This is a genomic window from Herbaspirillum sp. WTB6 (assembly GCF_057457785.1).
The window spans coordinates 2,724,400-2,740,447 of the sequence record NZ_CP176522.1 but is presented as its reverse complement, the minus strand read 5'-3'; the positions used below and the strand labels follow the sequence as shown (position 1 = coordinate 2,740,447).

At 64.3% G+C, this 16,048-nt stretch carries 15 protein-coding genes; 9 read left to right on the top strand and 6 right to left on the bottom strand.

The window, feature by feature from the left end; translation table 11 throughout:
- The first annotated feature begins 9 nt into the window (after positions 1 to 9).
- On the top strand, positions 10 to 1,032 hold the full coding sequence (hrcA, locus tag ACK2VC_RS12795; RefSeq protein WP_486730739.1) for a heat-inducible transcriptional repressor HrcA: 1,023 nt from the start codon (positions 10 to 12) through the stop codon (positions 1,030 to 1,032).
- 89 nt (positions 1,033 to 1,121) lie between these two features.
- Here the strand turns inward: hrcA and fur are convergent, their stop codons facing one another.
- A complete protein-coding gene (gene fur, locus ACK2VC_RS12790) occupies positions 1,122 to 1,571 on the bottom strand; it encodes a ferric iron uptake transcriptional regulator (RefSeq protein WP_486730738.1) in 450 nt (149 codons plus the stop codon).
- A 78-nt stretch (positions 1,572 to 1,649) separates the two neighbouring features.
- Between fur and ACK2VC_RS12785 the strand changes: the two genes are divergently transcribed.
- The 5 genes from ACK2VC_RS12785 to ACK2VC_RS12765 are packed head-to-tail and all read left to right on the top strand — an operon-like array spanning position 1,650 to position 4,639.
- Complete coding sequence (locus ACK2VC_RS12785; protein WP_486730736.1) at positions 1,650 to 2,282, top strand: outer membrane protein assembly factor BamE; 633 nt, start codon at positions 1,650 to 1,652, stop codon at positions 2,280 to 2,282.
- Between the two features lie 19 nt (positions 2,283 to 2,301).
- Positions 2,302 to 3,108, top strand: a complete 807-nt coding sequence (gene dapB / locus ACK2VC_RS12780) for a 4-hydroxy-tetrahydrodipicolinate reductase (protein WP_486730735.1) — start codon at positions 2,302 to 2,304, stop codon at positions 3,106 to 3,108.
- 57 nt (positions 3,109 to 3,165) lie between these two features.
- A complete protein-coding gene (locus ACK2VC_RS12775) occupies positions 3,166 to 3,864 on the top strand; it encodes a MotA/TolQ/ExbB proton channel family protein (RefSeq protein ID WP_486730734.1) in 699 nt (232 codons plus the stop codon).
- A 2-nt stretch (positions 3,865 to 3,866) separates the two neighbouring features.
- A complete protein-coding gene (locus tag ACK2VC_RS12770; protein ID WP_486730733.1) occupies positions 3,867 to 4,310 on the top strand; it encodes an ExbD/TolR family protein in 444 nt (147 codons plus the stop codon).
- A gap of 2 nt (positions 4,311 to 4,312) precedes the next feature.
- Positions 4,313 to 4,639 (top strand): barstar family protein, encoded by a 327-nt coding sequence (locus ACK2VC_RS12765; RefSeq protein WP_486730732.1) that lies wholly within the window; start codon positions 4,313 to 4,315, stop codon positions 4,637 to 4,639.
- On the opposite strand, the gene ACK2VC_RS12760 is transcribed toward ACK2VC_RS12765, so the two are convergent.
- The 5 genes from ACK2VC_RS12760 to ACK2VC_RS12740 all read right to left on the bottom strand — a co-directional run bounded on the left by ACK2VC_RS12760 (position 4,636) and on the right by ACK2VC_RS12740 (position 11,972).
- Positions 4,636 to 6,027, bottom strand: a complete 1,392-nt coding sequence (locus ACK2VC_RS12760) for a TolC family outer membrane protein (protein ID WP_486730731.1) — start codon at positions 6,025 to 6,027, stop codon at positions 4,636 to 4,638. The genes ACK2VC_RS12765 and ACK2VC_RS12760 overlap by 4 nt on opposite strands.
- A gap of 10 nt (positions 6,028 to 6,037) precedes the next feature.
- On the bottom strand, positions 6,038 to 6,256 hold the full coding sequence (locus ACK2VC_RS12755) for a YgaP family membrane protein (RefSeq protein ID WP_486730730.1): 219 nt from the start codon (positions 6,254 to 6,256) through the stop codon (positions 6,038 to 6,040).
- Entirely contained in the window at positions 6,253 to 9,492 is a 3,240-nt protein-coding gene (locus ACK2VC_RS12750; protein WP_486730729.1) for an efflux RND transporter permease subunit, read from the bottom strand. Before ACK2VC_RS12750 ends, ACK2VC_RS12755 begins: the two co-directional genes overlap by 4 nt.
- 9 nt (positions 9,493 to 9,501) lie before the next feature.
- Positions 9,502 to 10,536: an efflux RND transporter periplasmic adaptor subunit gene (locus ACK2VC_RS12745; protein ID WP_486730728.1), complete on the bottom strand. Its 1,035-nt coding sequence runs from the start codon at positions 10,534 to 10,536 to the stop codon at positions 9,502 to 9,504.
- A gap of 161 nt (positions 10,537 to 10,697) precedes the next feature.
- Positions 10,698 to 11,972, bottom strand: coding sequence for an NAD(P)/FAD-dependent oxidoreductase (locus tag ACK2VC_RS12740; RefSeq protein WP_486730727.1), 1,275 nt, complete (start codon positions 11,970 to 11,972; stop codon positions 10,698 to 10,700).
- A 181-nt stretch (positions 11,973 to 12,153) separates the two neighbouring features.
- Here ACK2VC_RS12740 and ACK2VC_RS12735 point away from each other — a divergent pair, with 181 nt between their 5' ends.
- The 3 genes from ACK2VC_RS12735 to ACK2VC_RS12725 all read left to right on the top strand — a co-directional run bounded on the left by ACK2VC_RS12735 (position 12,154) and on the right by ACK2VC_RS12725 (position 16,046).
- Entirely contained in the window at positions 12,154 to 12,513 is a 360-nt protein-coding gene (locus ACK2VC_RS12735; protein ID WP_486730726.1) for an ArsR/SmtB family transcription factor, read from the top strand.
- A 280-nt stretch (positions 12,514 to 12,793) separates the two neighbouring features.
- Positions 12,794 to 15,505: a leucine--tRNA ligase gene (gene leuS / locus ACK2VC_RS12730; protein WP_486730725.1), complete on the top strand. Its 2,712-nt coding sequence runs from the start codon at positions 12,794 to 12,796 to the stop codon at positions 15,503 to 15,505.
- 19 nt (positions 15,506 to 15,524) lie between these two features.
- Positions 15,525 to 16,046 (top strand): LPS-assembly lipoprotein LptE, encoded by a 522-nt coding sequence (locus ACK2VC_RS12725; RefSeq protein WP_486730724.1) that lies wholly within the window; start codon positions 15,525 to 15,527, stop codon positions 16,044 to 16,046.
- Positions 16,047 to 16,048 lie beyond the last annotated feature (2 nt).

Here is a 16,048-nt window from a genome sequence, read left to right as displayed (position 1 = left end):
AATAACGCCATGCAACTCGATACCCGCGCTCAAACCCTGCTCAAAGCCCTGGTCGAGCGTTATATCGCCGACGGCCAGCCGGTGGGCTCGCGCGCGCTGTCGCAGATTTCCGGGCTCGACCTGTCGCCGGCGACGATTCGGCATGTGATGGCCGATCTGGAGCAGATGGGCTTCGTCTGCAGCCCGCATACTTCGGCCGGACGGGTGCCGACGCCACGCGGCTACCGGATGTTCGTCGACACCCTGCTGACGGTGCAGGCACTGGACGAAGGCGCGGTCAACACCCGCCTGCCCTCGCGCCAGCAAGCCGGTTCGCCGCAAAAAATCATCGCCAGCGCGGCGCAGATGCTGTCGTCGCTGTCGCAGTTCGCCGGCGTGGTGCTGACGCCGCGGCACGAATCGGTGTTCCAGCAGATCGAGTTCCTGCGGCTGTCGGCGCGCCGCATCCTGCTGGTGATCGTCAGCCCGAACGGCGACGTCCAGAACCGCCTGCTGCTGACCGAGGTCGATTACACGCCGGCGCAACTGATCGAATCGGCAAATTACATCAACCAGCATTACGGCGGCTTGCATTTCGATGAGGTGCGGCGCCGCCTGCAAGGCGAACTGCGCCAGTTGCGCGACGACATGGCGCGCCTGATGCAGGCCGCGGTCGAGGCCGGCAGCGACGCCATGGCGGACCAGGGAGAAGAAGTCGTGATTTCCGGCGAGCGCAACCTGCTGTCGGTGTCCGACCTGTCGTCCAACATGACGTCGCTACGCGAACTGTTCGACCTGTTTGAGCACAAGACCAGCCTGATGCAGTTGCTCGACCTGTCGAGCAAGGCCACCGGGGTGCAGATATTCATCGGCGGCGAGTCGCAACTGGTGCCGCTGGAACAGATGAGCGTGGTGACCGCGCCATATCAGGTGGACGGCCAGATCGTCGGCACGCTGGGCGTGATCGGCCCGACGCGCATGGCGTACGAGCGCGTGATTCCGATCGTCGACATCACCGCCAAGGTCTTGTCGAACGCCCTCAGCCAGCCGTAATCATCCTATACCGGGTTGTGTATTTTTCGGCTCGGTCGTAAACTGGGTGAAAATTGCCGTTTTTTTCAGATACTCCCTGATTTTGAACATCAGCGGTTGCCACCGGGAGCGCTCTCGCGATATGGGCAATCGGGCTTGATGCAATTGCAATACAGCGCCAGCGCATGATCGGCGATACGAAATCCGCGCTCGGCGGCGATCTGCTGCTGGCGTTTTTCAATCTCGTCGTCATAGAACTCTTCGACATGGCCGCAATCCAGGCACACCAGGTGATCGTGGTGCGTACCCTCGTTCAGCTCGAACACCGCCTTGCCGGTTTCAAAGTGATTCCGTTGCAGCAAACCGGCCTGTTCGAACTGGGTCAGGACGCGATACACGGTGGCCAGCCCGACATCCATGCTTTCCGCCAGCAAGGTCTTGTAGACGTCTTCTGCGCTCAGATGGCGCACCGGGCTGCTCTGGAAAATCTCCAGGATCTTCAAACGCGGCAAGGTCGCTTTCAGGCCGCTGGCTTTCAGTTCAGAAGGATTGTTGGTCATCGCTCACTCGGTTCCAGGTATCTTGCTTTATCATATAGCGTTTTAGCATAAACGCTTAACTTTGGATTTCCTATGCGAATGCCGCGTCCCGCTTCTCCTCGCGCCGCCCGCGCCGCGCTGACGTTCTGCCTGCTGGCGGCGGGCCTCACCCTGGCCGGCTGCGCGTCGAAAAATCCGCTGATGGATGATGCACCGGCCGTCGCGCAAGCGCCGGCAGCGGCCACCGCGAGCGCCGCACCGCAGGTTGCCGCACCAAGCGCGCCGGCGAGCGCGAGTGGCGCCGGCACCGGCGCCAAAAATGCCACGGCAAGCGCGAATTCCGGCGTGCAAACCACGCACAACCGCCGCTTCCTGGGGATTTTTTCGCCCTACCGGGTCGATATCCAGCAGGGTAATTTCGTTTCCCAGGAAATGCTGGCCCAGTTGAAGCCCGGGATGACGCAGGAGCAGGTGCGCTTCGTGCTCGGCACGCCATTGCTGAACGACATGTTCCACGCCAATCGCTGGGATTATCTGTTCCGCCTGCAAAAAAGCAATGGCGACGTCACCACCAGCCGGGTGACGGTGATTTTCGAGAACCAGCGCATGGTGCGCTATGAAGGCGGCAACCTGCCGAGCGAGCAGGACTACCTGGCGCGCATCGCCGGCACCCCGCCCAAATCGACCGCCGAGTCCAGCGCGCCGCAGGCACCGGCGGCCGCCAAGCAATGATTCCGCTGCAAACAATCCTATGAATCCAATGAAAATCGCCGTCGCCGGCGCCTCCGGCCGCATGGGCCGCATGTTGATCGAAGCCATCGGCAACGCCACCGACGCCTGCCTGGTGGGCGCGCTGGACGTGGCCGGCGCGCCCAGCCTAGGCACCGATGCCGCCGCCTTTCTCGGCCGGCCGGCCGGGGTGCCGATCGAATCCGAACTGGCGACCGGATTGGCGCAGGCCGAATTCCTGATCGATTTCACGCGCCCCGAGGGCACCCTGCATCATCTGCAGTATTGCGCCGAGCACGGCATCAAGATGATCATCGGCACCACCGGTTTCGATGCCGCCGGCAAGGCGGCGATCGCCGCCGCCGCCCAGCGCACCGCGATCGTGTTCGCGCCCAACATGAGCGTCGGCGTCAACGTCACGATGAAGCTCCTGGAAATGGCGGCGCGCAATTTTGCCGAAGGCTACGACATCGAGATCATCGAGGCACACCACCGGCACAAGGTCGATGCGCCGTCCGGCACCGCGCTGCAGATGGGCGAAGTGATCGCCGGCGCGCTCGGGCGCAAGCTGGATGAAGTCGCTGTGTACGAGCGGCACGGTGTGACCGGCGAGCGCGATCCGTCCTCGATCGGCTTTGCGACGATCCGCGGCGGCGACATCGTCGGCGACCACACGGTATTGTTCGCCGGCATTGGCGAACGCATCGAAATCACCCACAAGTCGGCCAGCCGCGTCACCTATGCGCACGGCAGCCTGCGCGCCGCGCGCTTCCTGCGCGACCAGGCGAGCGGACTGTTCGACATGCAGGACGTGCTCGGCCTGCGCTGAGCCGGCGCCCTTGGCCGGGCAGCCGGCTAAGCGGCCGATCGATCTTGACGGACCATCATGAACCAGACTCTTGCCAATCCAGCTTCCGGTTTCGCCCACTACTGGGCGCAGGGCGATGCGGTGTCGCACGCGGTCGCCTATGTGCTGTTGCTGATGTCGATCCTGTCCTGGTACTACATCCTGACCAAGAGCTGGAGCGCTTGGCGCATGCGGCGCAGCACCGGTGCGCTGGAAGCCTTCTGGCAGGCGCCGACGCTGGCCGACGCCATTGCGCTGCTGCTGCCGATCGACCGCGAAAGCATTTACACGCCGCTTGCCGCGCAGAGCGTGCAGGCGGCCAACGCCAGCGCCCAGGGCGGGTCATTGAACGCCGCTTCCGACCAGAGCGAACTGATCACGCGCACGCTGCGGCGCGAGATCAACCGCGTCTCGGCGCGTCTGGAAAATGGCCTGACCGCGCTCGCCTCGGTCGGCGCCACCGCGCCCTTCGTCGGCCTGTTCGGCACGGTCTGGGGCATCTACCACGCGCTGCTGGCGGTCTCGACCGCTGGCACGGTGCAGATCGACAAGGTCGCCGGCCCGGTCGGCGAAGCACTGATCATGACCGCGCTCGGATTGGTGGTGGCGATCCCGGCGGTGCTCGCCTACAACGCCTTCACCCGCCTCAACCGGCTGACGCTGGCCGAACTGGACGGCTTTGCGCATGACCTGCACGCGCACCTGACGGTCGGCGCCCGCGTCGCCAAAGCGGAATAGCCATGACTTTCGGCGGCTTCAACCACAACCAGCAGGCGGCGCCGATGGCCGACATCAACGTCACGCCGATGGTGGACGTGATGCTGGTGCTGCTGGTGATTTTCATCATTACCGCGCCACTGTTTACGCACGCGATCAAGCTCGACCTGCCGACCGCGCAATCGGCGCCGGCGCCGGAAAAACCGGAAACCATTTCGCTCTCGATCGACGCCCAGGGCCGGATTTTCTGGGACGATGCCGCGCTCGACAGTTCCCAGCTGGATGCCCGGATGGCGGCGGCCGCCAAAAAAACGCCGCAGCCGGAACTGCACTTGCGCGCCGACAAGAGCACGCGCTATGAAGTGATCGCCGAAGTGATGTCGGCCGCGCAGAGCAGCGGCCTGACCAAGATCGGCTTCGTCACCGAGCCCAAGGCGGCCGCCGCCGCGCCGTCGAACAAGGAATAGCGATGGCGCAAGTGCGACTGGATGGCGCCGCGCTGACCGACTGGGATGCGTTCCATGCGGCATCGAAGGCGGCATTCGGCTTTCCCGATTTTTACGGCCGCAACATGGACGCCTGGGTCGATTGCCTGTCCTACCTGCGCGATGACGACGCCATGTCGTCATTCCGGCTGCAACCGGACGAAGTGCTGCAAATCAAGGTGCTGCACGCCGATCTGCTGCGCCAGCGGGCGCCGGAAATCCTGGCCGAACTGGAATTCTGCGTCGCCGCGATCAACGAGCGCTATGCCGATTACGGCGAAAAGCCGGCGCTGGAACTGATGTTGCGTTAGTTCACAGCATCGTCCTGCAAGGCCACATTCACCGACTCCAGTTGCGCCTCATCCAGCTCGCCCCCCAGCGCCGCCAGCCGCAGCCGATCCAGCAGCAGGCCGATGCGCGCCTGCAACAGCATCAACTCGGCATTCGCCGCATCGTTTTCCGCATTCAGCAAATCGAGCGTGGTGCGGTCGCCGACCTCGTTGCCGAGGCGGGTGGCGTCCAGCCGCGCCTGGCTGGCTTTGGACGATTCGGCCAGCGCCTGCACGCGGCCGGCGCCCACCGTCAGGCCCAGCCACAGTGAACGCACCTGCAATGTCACCTGCTGCCGCGTATGGCTGGCATCGGCGTCGGCCTTGGTAGCCAGGGCCAGCGCCTGGTCCTGGCGCGCACTGCGGTAGCCGCCGGTATATAGCGGGATCGTCAACTGCACCCCAATCATGCGCTCGTTGCCGGTATTGCTGGCACTGCCGAAATCGCCGTTGCCGGCCAGCCGGTTGCGCCCGACCTGCAGCACCAGGTCGAGCGAAGGCGAGGCTTGCGCGCTGAATTTGGCCGCCTCCTGTTTCGCCACCGCGATACCGGCGATGCGCATCTGCAGATTCGGGTTGCGCTGCTGCGCCCTGGCCAGCCATTGCTCCAGGCTGCCTCCGGTCGACGGCGCCGCCGCGTCGCTTGGACGGCGCAGCGGCGCCTGGCCGGCGGGCAGCCCGGTCAGATCCGCCAAGGCCGCCTGCTTGACCTGCAGATCGGCGTCGGCCGCCAGCACCTGGGCCTTGACCGCTTCGGCGCGCGCCGCCGCCTCGTGGGTATCGGTGACCTTGACGTCGCCCAGTTGAAAGCGCTCGCGGGTTTCAGCCAAGGCCCGCTCCACCGCCGCCTGTTGCCGGCGCAGCACGCGCAGCGTGTCGGCCGCCAGCACGACGTCGAAATAGCGCTCGGCGACGCGCAGCATCAGCGCCTGACTGGCGTTGCTCCACTCGATTTCGGCGATATCCGCCGCCAGTTCCAGTTGGCGCGCCTGGGCGCTGCGCTCGCCGCTGAGCAGCGGCTGGCGGGCGGAGAGCGCCCAGCGCTGCATGGTGCCGTTGTTGACCGAGGTATCGAACGAGACGCCGTTCGACGACCCCATGCCCGGCGCAGAAAAACTGGCACCGCGCGTGGCGCTGTCGCTGCTGGCCAGGCCGGCGCCGGCAGTGAGTTCGACCGACGGCCGCCACAGCGCGCCGGACTGGCGCCGTTGCGCGGCGCCGGACTGGCGCGCGGCCTGGGCCGCGGCGAATTCCGGATCGTGCTGTTGCGCCGCGCGCCAGGCCTGCATCAGGTCGGCCGCCGATACCGGAGCGGCGGCCGACCACAACAAGGCGGCACCAAGCAGGACGCCGGAGCGGATTCGCTGCATGCTGCCTTCCTTAGCCGCAGCTGGTGCCGGGACGGGCACCCAGCTTGCGCAGGATGGTTTCCATCAGACACCATTTGGTGAACCCGCTTTGCAGCAGGTTGGCGCCGACGAAAGCGGTAAACGCCAGCCACCACTGGCTGACGAAAACCGGGCTGCCGGGGATGCCCAGGGCCAGCGAAGCCAGGATGAAGATGCCGGCGACGACATGAACGATTTGCCAGGAACTCATGGTGTTTCTCCTTTGTGGGTGAGTGAATCGAGACGGTTGCGGTAGGCGACGAAGTACAGCAGCGGAATCACGACCAGCGTCAGCATGGTCGAGACCAGGATGCCGAAGATCAGCGAGATCGCCAGCCCGTTGAAGATCGGGTCGTCCAGGATGAAGAAGGCGCCCAGCATTGCCGCCAGCCCGGTCAGCATGATCGGCTGCGCGCGCGTGATCGCGGAGTGCACCACCGCCTGCTTGAATGGCACGCCGGCGCGCACCTGCAGGTTAATGAAATCGACCAGCAGGATCGAATTGCGCACGATGATGCCGGCCAGCGCGATCATCCCGATCATGCTGGTGGCGGTATATTGCGCGCCCAGCAGGGCGTGGCCCGGCATGACGCCGATGATGGTCAGCGGGATCGGCGCCATGATGATCAGCGGCGTCAGGTAGGAACCGAACTGCGCCACCACCAGCAGGTAGATCAGCACCAGCCCGACCGCATAGGCGGCGCCCATGTCGCGGAAGGTTTCGTAAGTGATCTGCCATTCGCCGTCCCACTTGAGCGCGTATTCCCGATACGGATCGTCCGGCTGGCGGATGAAGTATTCGCGAAACTGGCCGCCGCCCGGCACCGCGACCTTGGCCAGCGCCGAGCGCATCTGGAACATGCCGTACAGCGGGCTGTCGACCTTGCCGGCCATGTCGCCGACCACGTAATTCACCGGCAGCAAGTCCTTGTGGTAGATCGGCTGTTCGCGCAGCGTATCGCTGACCGTCACCAGTTCGCGGATCGGCACCAGCTTGCCGGAGGCCGAGCGCACCGCCAGTTGCAGCAGCGCATCGAGGTCGCCCTGGCGCTCGGCCGGGAGTTGCAATACCGCGGCCGCCGGATACTTGCTCTGGTCGTGCAGGTAAGTCACGGCTTCGCCGGCCAGGCCGGCGCGCAGCGTACTCACAATGGCCTGCTGCGGCACGCCCAACAGCGCCGCCTTGCGCCGATCCACCAGTAGCACGCTGCGCGGGGCGTCGGCGATGCTGCTATCGTCGATGTCCACCACGCCGGCGGTTTTGGCAAACGTCGCGCGCACCGCCTGCGCCACCTGGAGCCGCCCGGCCGCGTCGGCACCGTAGATTTCGGCGACGATCGGCGCTTGCACCGGCGGTCCGGGCGGCACCTCGGCCAGCTTGACGTTGGCGCCGAAGCGGCGGCCGATTTCCTGCAGCGCCGGGCGCAGCCGCATCGCGATCGCATGGCTTTGCTCGGCGCGCAGGTGCTTGTCGACCAGGTTGACCTGCAGGTCGCCAACGTTGCCGCCGCTGCGCAGGTAATACTGGCGCACCAGGCCGTTGAAGTTGATCGGCGCCGCGGTGCCGGCATACGCCTGGTAATCGGTGACTTCCGGCACGGTGCCGAGATAGGCGCCCAGTTCGCGCAGCACGGCGGCGGTTTGCTCAACCGGCGTGCCGGCCGGCATGTCGACCACCACCTGGAATTCGGACTTGTTATCGAACGGCAGCATCTTCAGCAACACCAGGCCGGTGGCCGGCAACAGCAGCGACAGCGCGATCAGCACCGCCACCCCCAGCCCCAGCAGGCGCCGGTTGCGCGTGCCGCGCGCATCGTCCAAAAAGGGCCGGAAAATGCGCTCGAATAGCGGCGCCAGGCGCGCCGCCAGGCCGTGTCCGGCAGCATTGGCGGCGGCCGGCGCGGCACTCTTCATCCACAGGCGCGCCAGCCACGGCGTGACCGAAAAGGCGATCGCCAGCGACAGCAGCATGCCCATGCTGGCATTGATCGGGATCGGGCTCATGTACGGCCCCATCAGGCCGGAGACGAAGGCCATCGGCAGCAGCGCCGCGATCACGGTCAAGGTCGCCAGGATGGTCGGGCCGCCGACTTCATCCACCGCGCCAGGAATGATCTGGGCCAGCGATTTTTCCGGAAAGAGCTGCTGGTGGCGATGGATGTTTTCCACCACCACGATGGCGTCATCGACCAGGATGCCGATCGAAAAAATCAGCGCGAACAGCGACACTCGGTTCAAGGTGAAGCCCCAGGCCCAGGAGGCGAACAGGGTCACGGTCAGCGTCAGGATGACGGCGGCGCCGACGATCGCCGCCTCGCGCCGGCCGAGCGCGATAAATACCAGCGCCACCACCGAGAGCGTCGCGAACAGCAGTTTCTGGATCAGCTTCTGCGCCTTGTCGTTGGCGGTGGCGCCGTAGTTGCGCGTTTCCGCCACCTGCACGCCGTCCGGAATCACCGTGTTTTTCAGCGCTTCGACGCGCCGCATCAGCGCATTGGCGACGTCGATTGCGTTCTCGCCCGGCTTCTTGGTGATCGCGATGGTCACCGCCGGATATTCCGCCGCACGCGCGCCACCTTCCTTGCCAGCCACGCCGTGCCATACATACTGGCTAGGCGGCAATGCGCCGTCGCTCACAAATGCTACGTCTTTCAGGAATACTGGCTTGTTGTTTCGTACACCGACCACCAATTCGGCCAGCTCGCGCGCATTCTGCAGGAACGGCCCGGATTCGATCGCAATCGCCTGGTTGGCGACCAGCAGCTCCCCCACCGGCAAGCCGAGATTGGCCGACTGCAATGCCGCCCGCAGATCGGCGACGGTCACGCCGGAGCCGGCCATGCGCGCCGGATCGAGCTCCACCAGCAGCGCCCGTCCCGGGCCGCCGATGGTATGCACGTCGCGCACGCCGGGCACGCGCTTGAGTTCGGCCTCGATGCTGTGCGCGACCCGCTCCAGATCGTAGGCGCCGCCAGCTTGGCTCTGGTCGTACAGGGTCAGGCTGACCACCGGCACGTCGTCGATGCCTTTCGGCTTGATCAGCGGATCGAGCACGCCCAGGCCTTTCGGCAGCCAGTCGGCGTTCGAGTTGACCGCGTCGTACAGCCGCACCAGCGCCTCGGTGCGCGGCACCCCGACCTTGAACTGGACCGTCATCACCGCCAAGCCCGGCTGCGACACCGACATCACATGCTCGACGCCGGCCATGCGCGACAGCACCTGCTCGGCCGGCGTCGCCACCATCTGCTCGACATCGCGCACCGAGGCGCCGGGAAACGGCACCAGCACGTTGGCCATCGTGACGTTGATCTGCGGCTCCTCTTCGCGCGGCGTCACCAGCACGGCGAAGGCGCCCAGCAGCAGCGCCGCCAGCGCCAAGAGCGGCGTGATCTGCGCGCGCTGGAAGAAGGCGGCGATGCGGCCGGAAATTCCGAGTGACTTGCTCATCGTCGGACCTCAGCGCGAACGCGCAGCCGCTTGCGGATCGAGCGCCACGCGCTCCCCAGCCGCAACGCCGGCCAGTATCTCGATCGCCTCGCCACGCGCGGCGCCCAGGCGCACCTGGCGCAGCAAGGGCTGGCCGCTCTGGCCGATGACATACACGCCGCTCAGTTCGGCGCGGCGCACGACCGCGCTGGCCGGCACGAACAGGCGTTGCGCGCCGTTCGCCGGCAGCGGCAGCCAGACGCGCGCGAACATGCCCGGCGCCAGATCGGCCGCGGGCGGCAGATCGACCCGGATCTGCGCCGTGTGCGTGGCCGCGTCCACCGTCGGCAGCAACTGCACTTTCCCCGACGCCGGCCAGCGGCGCTGCTCCGGCAGGCCGGGCAGTTCCAGCCTGACGGCTGGCGCCGGCCCCAAGCGCGCCACCACCGTTTGCGGCACCGCGACAGTCACTCGCAGCGCGGCCGGATCATACAGCGTGAGCAACGGCCGCCCCGGCATCGCCATGTCGCCCAGCACCACCGGCACATCGGCAACCACGCCGGCATACGGCGCCTTCAGCACGAAAAACCCGGATTGCGTGTGGGCCGCGCTGGCTTGCGCCAGTTGCGCCGCCACCTCGGCGGAAGTGGCGCGAAACTGGGCCTCGGCGCGCTCGAGCGCGGCCTGGCTGATGTATTGCTTCTGGTACAGGCGGCGCTGACGTTCCAGCTCGGAACTGGCCAGCGCCAGCGAGGAACGCGCGGCCTGCACCTGGGCTTCGCTGGCGGCCGCACTCTGATTGGCGGCGCGGGCATCGATGCGCAGCAAGACCTGGTTCGCCGCTACCCGGTCGCCAGCCTTGACGTTGACCGCGACCACCGCTCCGGATACCTGGGCCGCCAACGCGGTTTGCCGCAATGCTTCGACCACGCCGTCGTAGCCGGCATGCTCGGCCTCGCCGGAAACCTGGACCTCGGCACTGGCCAACTCCGCCGCTGTCGCCGATAGCGACGCGCACCATACCGCACCAAGCATTACTGCGCCGAACAGGTATTTCCTCCGCATGCCACCCCTCCCGAATCAATTTGCCGACCGCGCTGCATCGCTCGCGCCATTCCGGCACATTATGTAACTATTTGCTTAAATAAGCAAACAGCTTAATTGTACTCGAGGAGCGGACCGGTGTTTTGATCGCCAGCAAGGCTGCCGCCACGAACTAGCCGTGGCTACCGGTCCTTCAGCTTCAGGATGCCGAGCGCCTTCAGCACATATTTCTCGTAAATCGGCTCCGACGTACCCTTTTTCATCTTGCGCATGAAATATTTTTCAAACGCGACCTTCGCCAGGTGCACCCACTTCCCTTCGGCGAACCAGTTGACGTTGCGCGGCGGAATCTGCGGCAAGGCGACGAAGGCCACCCCGGTGTCGCCAAAATCGGCCAGACAAATCGCGTTCCAGGTCGCCTTGGCATCCGGCTCGCGCCCCTGCAATTGCTGCTGGATGTTGCGCGCGGTGGCAGTCACCATCGACTCGATCATGTAGCCGGTCTTGGGCGCGCCGGTCGGCACCGGCGTCGCCTCGACCGGCGGGATCGCGACACAGACGCCGACCGCGTAGATGTTTGTGTATTTGGGATTGCGCTGATGCTCGTCGATCAGGATGAAGCCGCGCGGGTTGGTCAAGCCCTCGATGCCGAACACGGCGTCGACGCCCTTGAAGGCCGGCAGCATCATCGAATAAGCGAACGGCAACTCGTGCTGTTTCTTGACTGCGCCATTTTCGTCATGCTCGGCCACCAACATCTTGCCCTCTTCCACCTTCAACACCTTGGCGTTGCAGATCCACTTGATATGGCGTTCGCGCAGCGCCGACTCCAGAATGCCCTTGGAGGCGCCAACCCCGCCCAGCCCGAGATGGCCGATGTACGGCTCCGGCGTCACGTAAGTCATCGGCACCCGGTCGCGGATCTTGCGCCGACGCAAGTCGGTATCCATGATGAAGGCGAATTCATAGCCCGGCCCGAAGCAGGACGCGCCTTGGGCCGCACCAACCACCACCGGTCCCGGCGCCGCCACGAATTTGTCCCATGCCTGGCCGGCGGCGGCCGCGTGCTCGACGTGGCAGATCGATTGGGTATATCCGGCCGGACCCAGGCCCTCGATCTCGTCAAAGGCCAGCTTCGGCCCGGTAGCGATCACCAGGAAATCATAGTCCAGCATCCGGCCGTCGCCCAGTTCGACCTGGTTGCGCGCCGGATGCAGGCGTTTCGCGCCGGCACCATCGAACGCAATGCCGCGCCGTTCCAGGTACGGCGCCAGCTCCAGTTCGATGGCACTGCGCTGGCGCCAGTTGACCGCGACCCAGGGATTGGACGGAACGAAGTGAAAGGTGCCGGTATTCGACACCACGGTGATGCGATCGCCGGGACGCAGCAGCGGCTTCAGTTCGTAAGCCATCGGCATGCCGCCGATTCCCGCACCCAGTATGACGATATGAGCCATGCTTCCTCCAGATGTTGAACGAACAGCCATTTCTCCATTTTCACTGGCCCGCCGGACGGGCAGTTCCCAATCCATTCTGTAACTATTTATTTAATTACGCAAGTGCTTGATTAGTTAATTGTGTACATCCAGGTAGGTTTCGGGCAGACTGTGAGCCTTTGGTGCGAATTGGAATTTCGGCATGGACGACCTACCGGTAGAAGCGCTGGCGCAGGTGGCGAATTATTTTCAGGCGCTGTCGGACCCGACCCGACTGCGCATCCTTACCCTGCTGCAAGACGGCGAACGGAATGTCGGCGAGCTGGCGCAGTTGTGCGACTTCACCTCCGCCAACATTTCCCGCCACCTGGCAATCCTCGGCAAGCACGGCCTGGTGGCGCGCAGCAGTCGCGGCACCAGCGTGTATTACCGCATCGCCGACGAGTCGGTGTATGCGCTGTGCGACCTGGTGTGCGGCAGCATTGCGCGCCAGTTCGAGCAAACCGCGCTGGCGCGGCATCCGTTCATGCAGACAAGAAGAGCCGCCAAGGCGAAAAAATGATGGCCGCGGCGCGATAGGCGCGAGCAAGGCGGAACTGGAAGAAGCGCTCGGCATGGCCGTGTACCTGGGCGGCGGCCCATTGCTGATGTACTCGCCGAATGCGGTTGCCGCCTTCGGGGAATTCGCCGGCGCCAGGTAAGGCGGGGCGGTACTGGATGCCGGCTCAAGGGCTGGCCGGCCTCAATTGGACTCCCACGAAAGCCGCCACCACGCCCGCGCAAGGCAAGGATGCGAGCCAGTATAATGTCCGGTTCGTAATTACTTTTTGGCCGCATCCGTCATGCAAGAAAAATACAGCCCCGCCATTGTCGAAAAATCGGCACAGGATCATTGGCAAGCGATCGACGCCTACAAGGCGGTGGAAAACGATCCGCGCTTCCCGAAAGGCAAGTTCTACGCCTGTTCGATGCTGCCCTACCCGTCCGGCAAGCTGCACATGGGGCACGTGCGCAACTACACGATCAACGACGTGATGTACCGCTACCTGCGCATGAACGGCTACAACGTGCTGATGCCGATGGGCTGGGATGCGTTCGGCATGCCGGCCGAGAATGCAGCGATGGCCAACAACGTGCCACCGGCGCAATGGACCTATGCCAACATCGCGCACATGAAGCAGCAGATGCAGGCGATGGGACTGGCGATCGACTGGTCGCGCGAAATGACCGCCTGCAAGCCGGAGTACTACCGCTGGAACCAGTGGATGTTCCTGAAGATGCTGGAAAAAGGCATCGTCTACAAGAAGACTGGCACCGTCAACTGGGACCCGGTGGACCAGACCGTGCTGGCCAACGAGCAGGTGATCGACGGCCGCGGCTGGCGCTCCGGCGCGCTGATCGAAAAGCGCGAAATCCCGATGTACTACGCCAGGATCACCGACTACGCCGAGGAACTGCTCGATCACGTCGAGCACAAGCTGCCCGGCTGGCCGGAGCGCGTGCGCCTGATGCAGGCCAACTGGATCGGCAAATCGACCGGGGTGCGCTTCGCCTTCTCGCACGAGATCAAGGACGAGACCGGTACGCTGATCAACGACGGCAAGCTGTGGGTGTTCACCACGCGCGCCGACACCATCAAGGGCGTCACCTTCTGCGCGGTGGCGCCGGAACATGCATTGGCCGCGCATGCCGCGCAGTCGAATCCGGGACTGGCCGCCTTCATCGCCGAATGCAAGAAAGGCAGCGTGATCGAAGCCGACATGGCGACGATGGAAAAGAAAGGCATGCCGACCGGATTGTTCGTCAGCCATCCCTTGACCGGCCGCCAGGTCGAAGTCTGGGTCGGCAATTACGTGCTGATTACCTACGGCGACGGCGCCGTGATGGGGGTGCCGGCGCACGACGAGCGCGACTTCGCGTTTGCCCTGAAATACAAGCTGCCGATCGAACCGGTGATCGCGATCGAAGGCAAGACATTCTCGCCGGAAGCCTGGCACGACTGGTATGGCGACAAGGAAAACGGCCGCTGCGTCAATTCCGGCAAATACGACGGCATGACGTACCAGCAGGCGGTCGATGCGATCGCGGCCGACCTCGCCGCGCTCGGCCTGGGCGAAAAGAAAGTCACTTATCGCCTGCGCGACTGGGGCATTTCGCGCCAGCGCTACTGGGGCACGCCGATCCCGATCATCCATTGCGCGGACTGTGGCGACGTGCCGGTGCCGGAACAGGACTTGCCGGTGGTGCTGCCGGAAGATTGCGTGCCGGACGGCAGCGGCAATCCGCTCAACAAGCATGAAGGCTTTCTGCACGTCGATTGCCCGAAATGCGGCCAACCGGCGCGGCGTGAAACCGACACCATGGACACCTTCGTCGATTCGTCCTGGTACTACATGCGCTACTGCGTCCCCGGCGCCAACGCGATGGTCGATGCGCGCAACGATTACTGGATGCCGATGGACCAGTACATCGGCGGCATCGAGCACGCAGTGCTGCATCTGCTGTACGCGCGCTTCTGGACCAAGGTGATGCGCGACTTCGGCCTGGTCAAATTCGACGAACCCTTCGTCAACCTGCTGACGCAGGGCATGGTGCTGAACGAAACCTATTACCGCGAAGACGGCAGCGGCAAAAAAACCTGGTTCAACCCGGCCGAAGTCGAACTGACTTTCGACGACAAGGGCCGGCCGCATACGGCATTGCTGAAGGCCGACGGCCAGCCAGTGGAAATCGGCGGCATCGAAAAAATGGCGAAGTCGAAGAACAACGGCATCGATCCGCAAGCCCAGATCGATCAGTACGGCGCCGATACCGCGCGCCTGTTCACGATGTTCGCCTCGCCGCCGGAGCAGACGCTGGAATGGTCGGGCGCCGGCGTCGAAGGCGCCAACCGCTTCCTGCGCCGGGTGTGGGCGCGTTGCTATGGATTTTCGCAAGATTTAACGAACAGAAACCTGTCGCTTGACACTCTGCTCAAGTTTGATTTCTCGGGCCTGAAAAACAAGTATCAGAAAGACTTTCGTCGTCAACTGTATTTAATCCTGCAACAGGCAGACCATGATTTAAAGCGGATTCAATACAACACGGTGGTATCGGCGTGTATGAAGATGCTGAACCTACTTGAATCCGATCTGAAAACTGCAGCCAGCGCTCCGGCCGCCATTGGGAGCGAACATATCGACAGAAGCAAAGATGCTGAGATTGAATCGGCACTGGCGGCCGAAGGCCTGTCGATCTTCCTGCGCGTGCTGTATCCGGTCGCGCCGCACATCACGCACGTGCTGTGGCAGGAGCTCGGCTACGCCAAGTCACAGGGCGAAATCCTGGATGCGCCGTGGCCGCAGGTGGACGCCGCCGCGCTGGTGCAAAACGAAATCGAGCTGATGATCCAGGTCAACGGCAAACTGCGCGGCAGCATCACCGTGCCGAAGGAGGCCGACAAGGCTGCGATCGAAGTGGCGGCGCTGGCCGACCAGCACGTACAGAAATTCGTCAGCGGCGCGCCGAAGAAAATCATCGTCGTCCCCGGCAAGCTGGTCAACATCGTTGTCTAACCCTGCCACGGATTTCCTCATGCGCATCGACCGCCGCACCGCTCTTCGCTGGACACTCACCACCGGTGCCGCCAGCCTGCTGGGCGCCTGCGGCTTTCAGTTGCGCGGGGCCAGCCAGACCGCGCTGCCATTCAAGACCATTTATCTCGGCTTTCCCGACAACTCGCCGCTCGGCACCGAATTGCGGCGCTACATCCGGGCCGGCGGCAGCACGGCCGTGGTCAAGACCGCGCAGGAAGCAGAGGCCATCCTCGACGTGCTGTCGGAGACCCGGGAAAAAGTCATCCTGTCGTTGAACAGCCAGGGTCGGGTGCGCGAATATGCGCTGTACTACAAATTCAATTTTCGGGTTCGCAACAACGGCGGCAAGATTTTCCTGGCACCGACCAACATCACGTTAAAGCGCGATATCAGCTTCAACGAAGCGCTGGTGTTGTCGAAGGAAGCCGAGGAAGCGTCGCTGTACCGCGACATGCAAAGCGATCTGGTGCAGCAAATCCTGCGCCGCCTGGCGGCGCTGAAATCGGCGCCGACGGGATAGGC

What these genes read in the sequence shown, in the direction of transcription:
- hrcA (WP_486730739.1), top strand. Translation starts at nt 10, where the DNA reads ATGCAACTCGATACCCGCGCTCAAACCCTGCTCAAAGCCCTGGTCGAG.
- fur (WP_486730738.1), bottom strand. Translation starts at nt 1,571, where the DNA reads ATGACCAACAATCCTTCTGAACTGAAAGCCAGCGGCCTGAAAGCGACC.
- ACK2VC_RS12785 (WP_486730736.1), top strand. Translation starts at nt 1,650, where the DNA reads ATGCCGCGTCCCGCTTCTCCTCGCGCCGCCCGCGCCGCGCTGACGTTC.
- dapB (WP_486730735.1), top strand. Translation starts at nt 2,302, where the DNA reads ATGAATCCAATGAAAATCGCCGTCGCCGGCGCCTCCGGCCGCATGGGC.
- ACK2VC_RS12775 (WP_486730734.1), top strand. Translation starts at nt 3,166, where the DNA reads ATGAACCAGACTCTTGCCAATCCAGCTTCCGGTTTCGCCCACTACTGG.
- ACK2VC_RS12770 (WP_486730733.1), top strand. Translation starts at nt 3,867, where the DNA reads ATGACTTTCGGCGGCTTCAACCACAACCAGCAGGCGGCGCCGATGGCC.
- ACK2VC_RS12765 (WP_486730732.1), top strand. Translation starts at nt 4,313, where the DNA reads ATGGCGCAAGTGCGACTGGATGGCGCCGCGCTGACCGACTGGGATGCG.
- ACK2VC_RS12760 (WP_486730731.1), bottom strand. Translation starts at nt 6,027, where the DNA reads ATGCAGCGAATCCGCTCCGGCGTCCTGCTTGGTGCCGCCTTGTTGTGG.
- ACK2VC_RS12755 (WP_486730730.1), bottom strand. Translation starts at nt 6,256, where the DNA reads ATGAGTTCCTGGCAAATCGTTCATGTCGTCGCCGGCATCTTCATCCTG.
- ACK2VC_RS12750 (WP_486730729.1), bottom strand. Translation starts at nt 9,492, where the DNA reads ATGAGCAAGTCACTCGGAATTTCCGGCCGCATCGCCGCCTTCTTCCAG.
- ACK2VC_RS12745 (WP_486730728.1), bottom strand. Translation starts at nt 10,536, where the DNA reads ATGCGGAGGAAATACCTGTTCGGCGCAGTAATGCTTGGTGCGGTATGG.
- ACK2VC_RS12740 (WP_486730727.1), bottom strand. Translation starts at nt 11,972, where the DNA reads ATGGCTCATATCGTCATACTGGGTGCGGGAATCGGCGGCATGCCGATG.
- ACK2VC_RS12735 (WP_486730726.1), top strand. Translation starts at nt 12,154, where the DNA reads ATGGACGACCTACCGGTAGAAGCGCTGGCGCAGGTGGCGAATTATTTT.
- leuS (WP_486730725.1), top strand. Translation starts at nt 12,794, where the DNA reads ATGCAAGAAAAATACAGCCCCGCCATTGTCGAAAAATCGGCACAGGAT.
- ACK2VC_RS12725 (WP_486730724.1), top strand. Translation starts at nt 15,525, where the DNA reads ATGCGCATCGACCGCCGCACCGCTCTTCGCTGGACACTCACCACCGGT.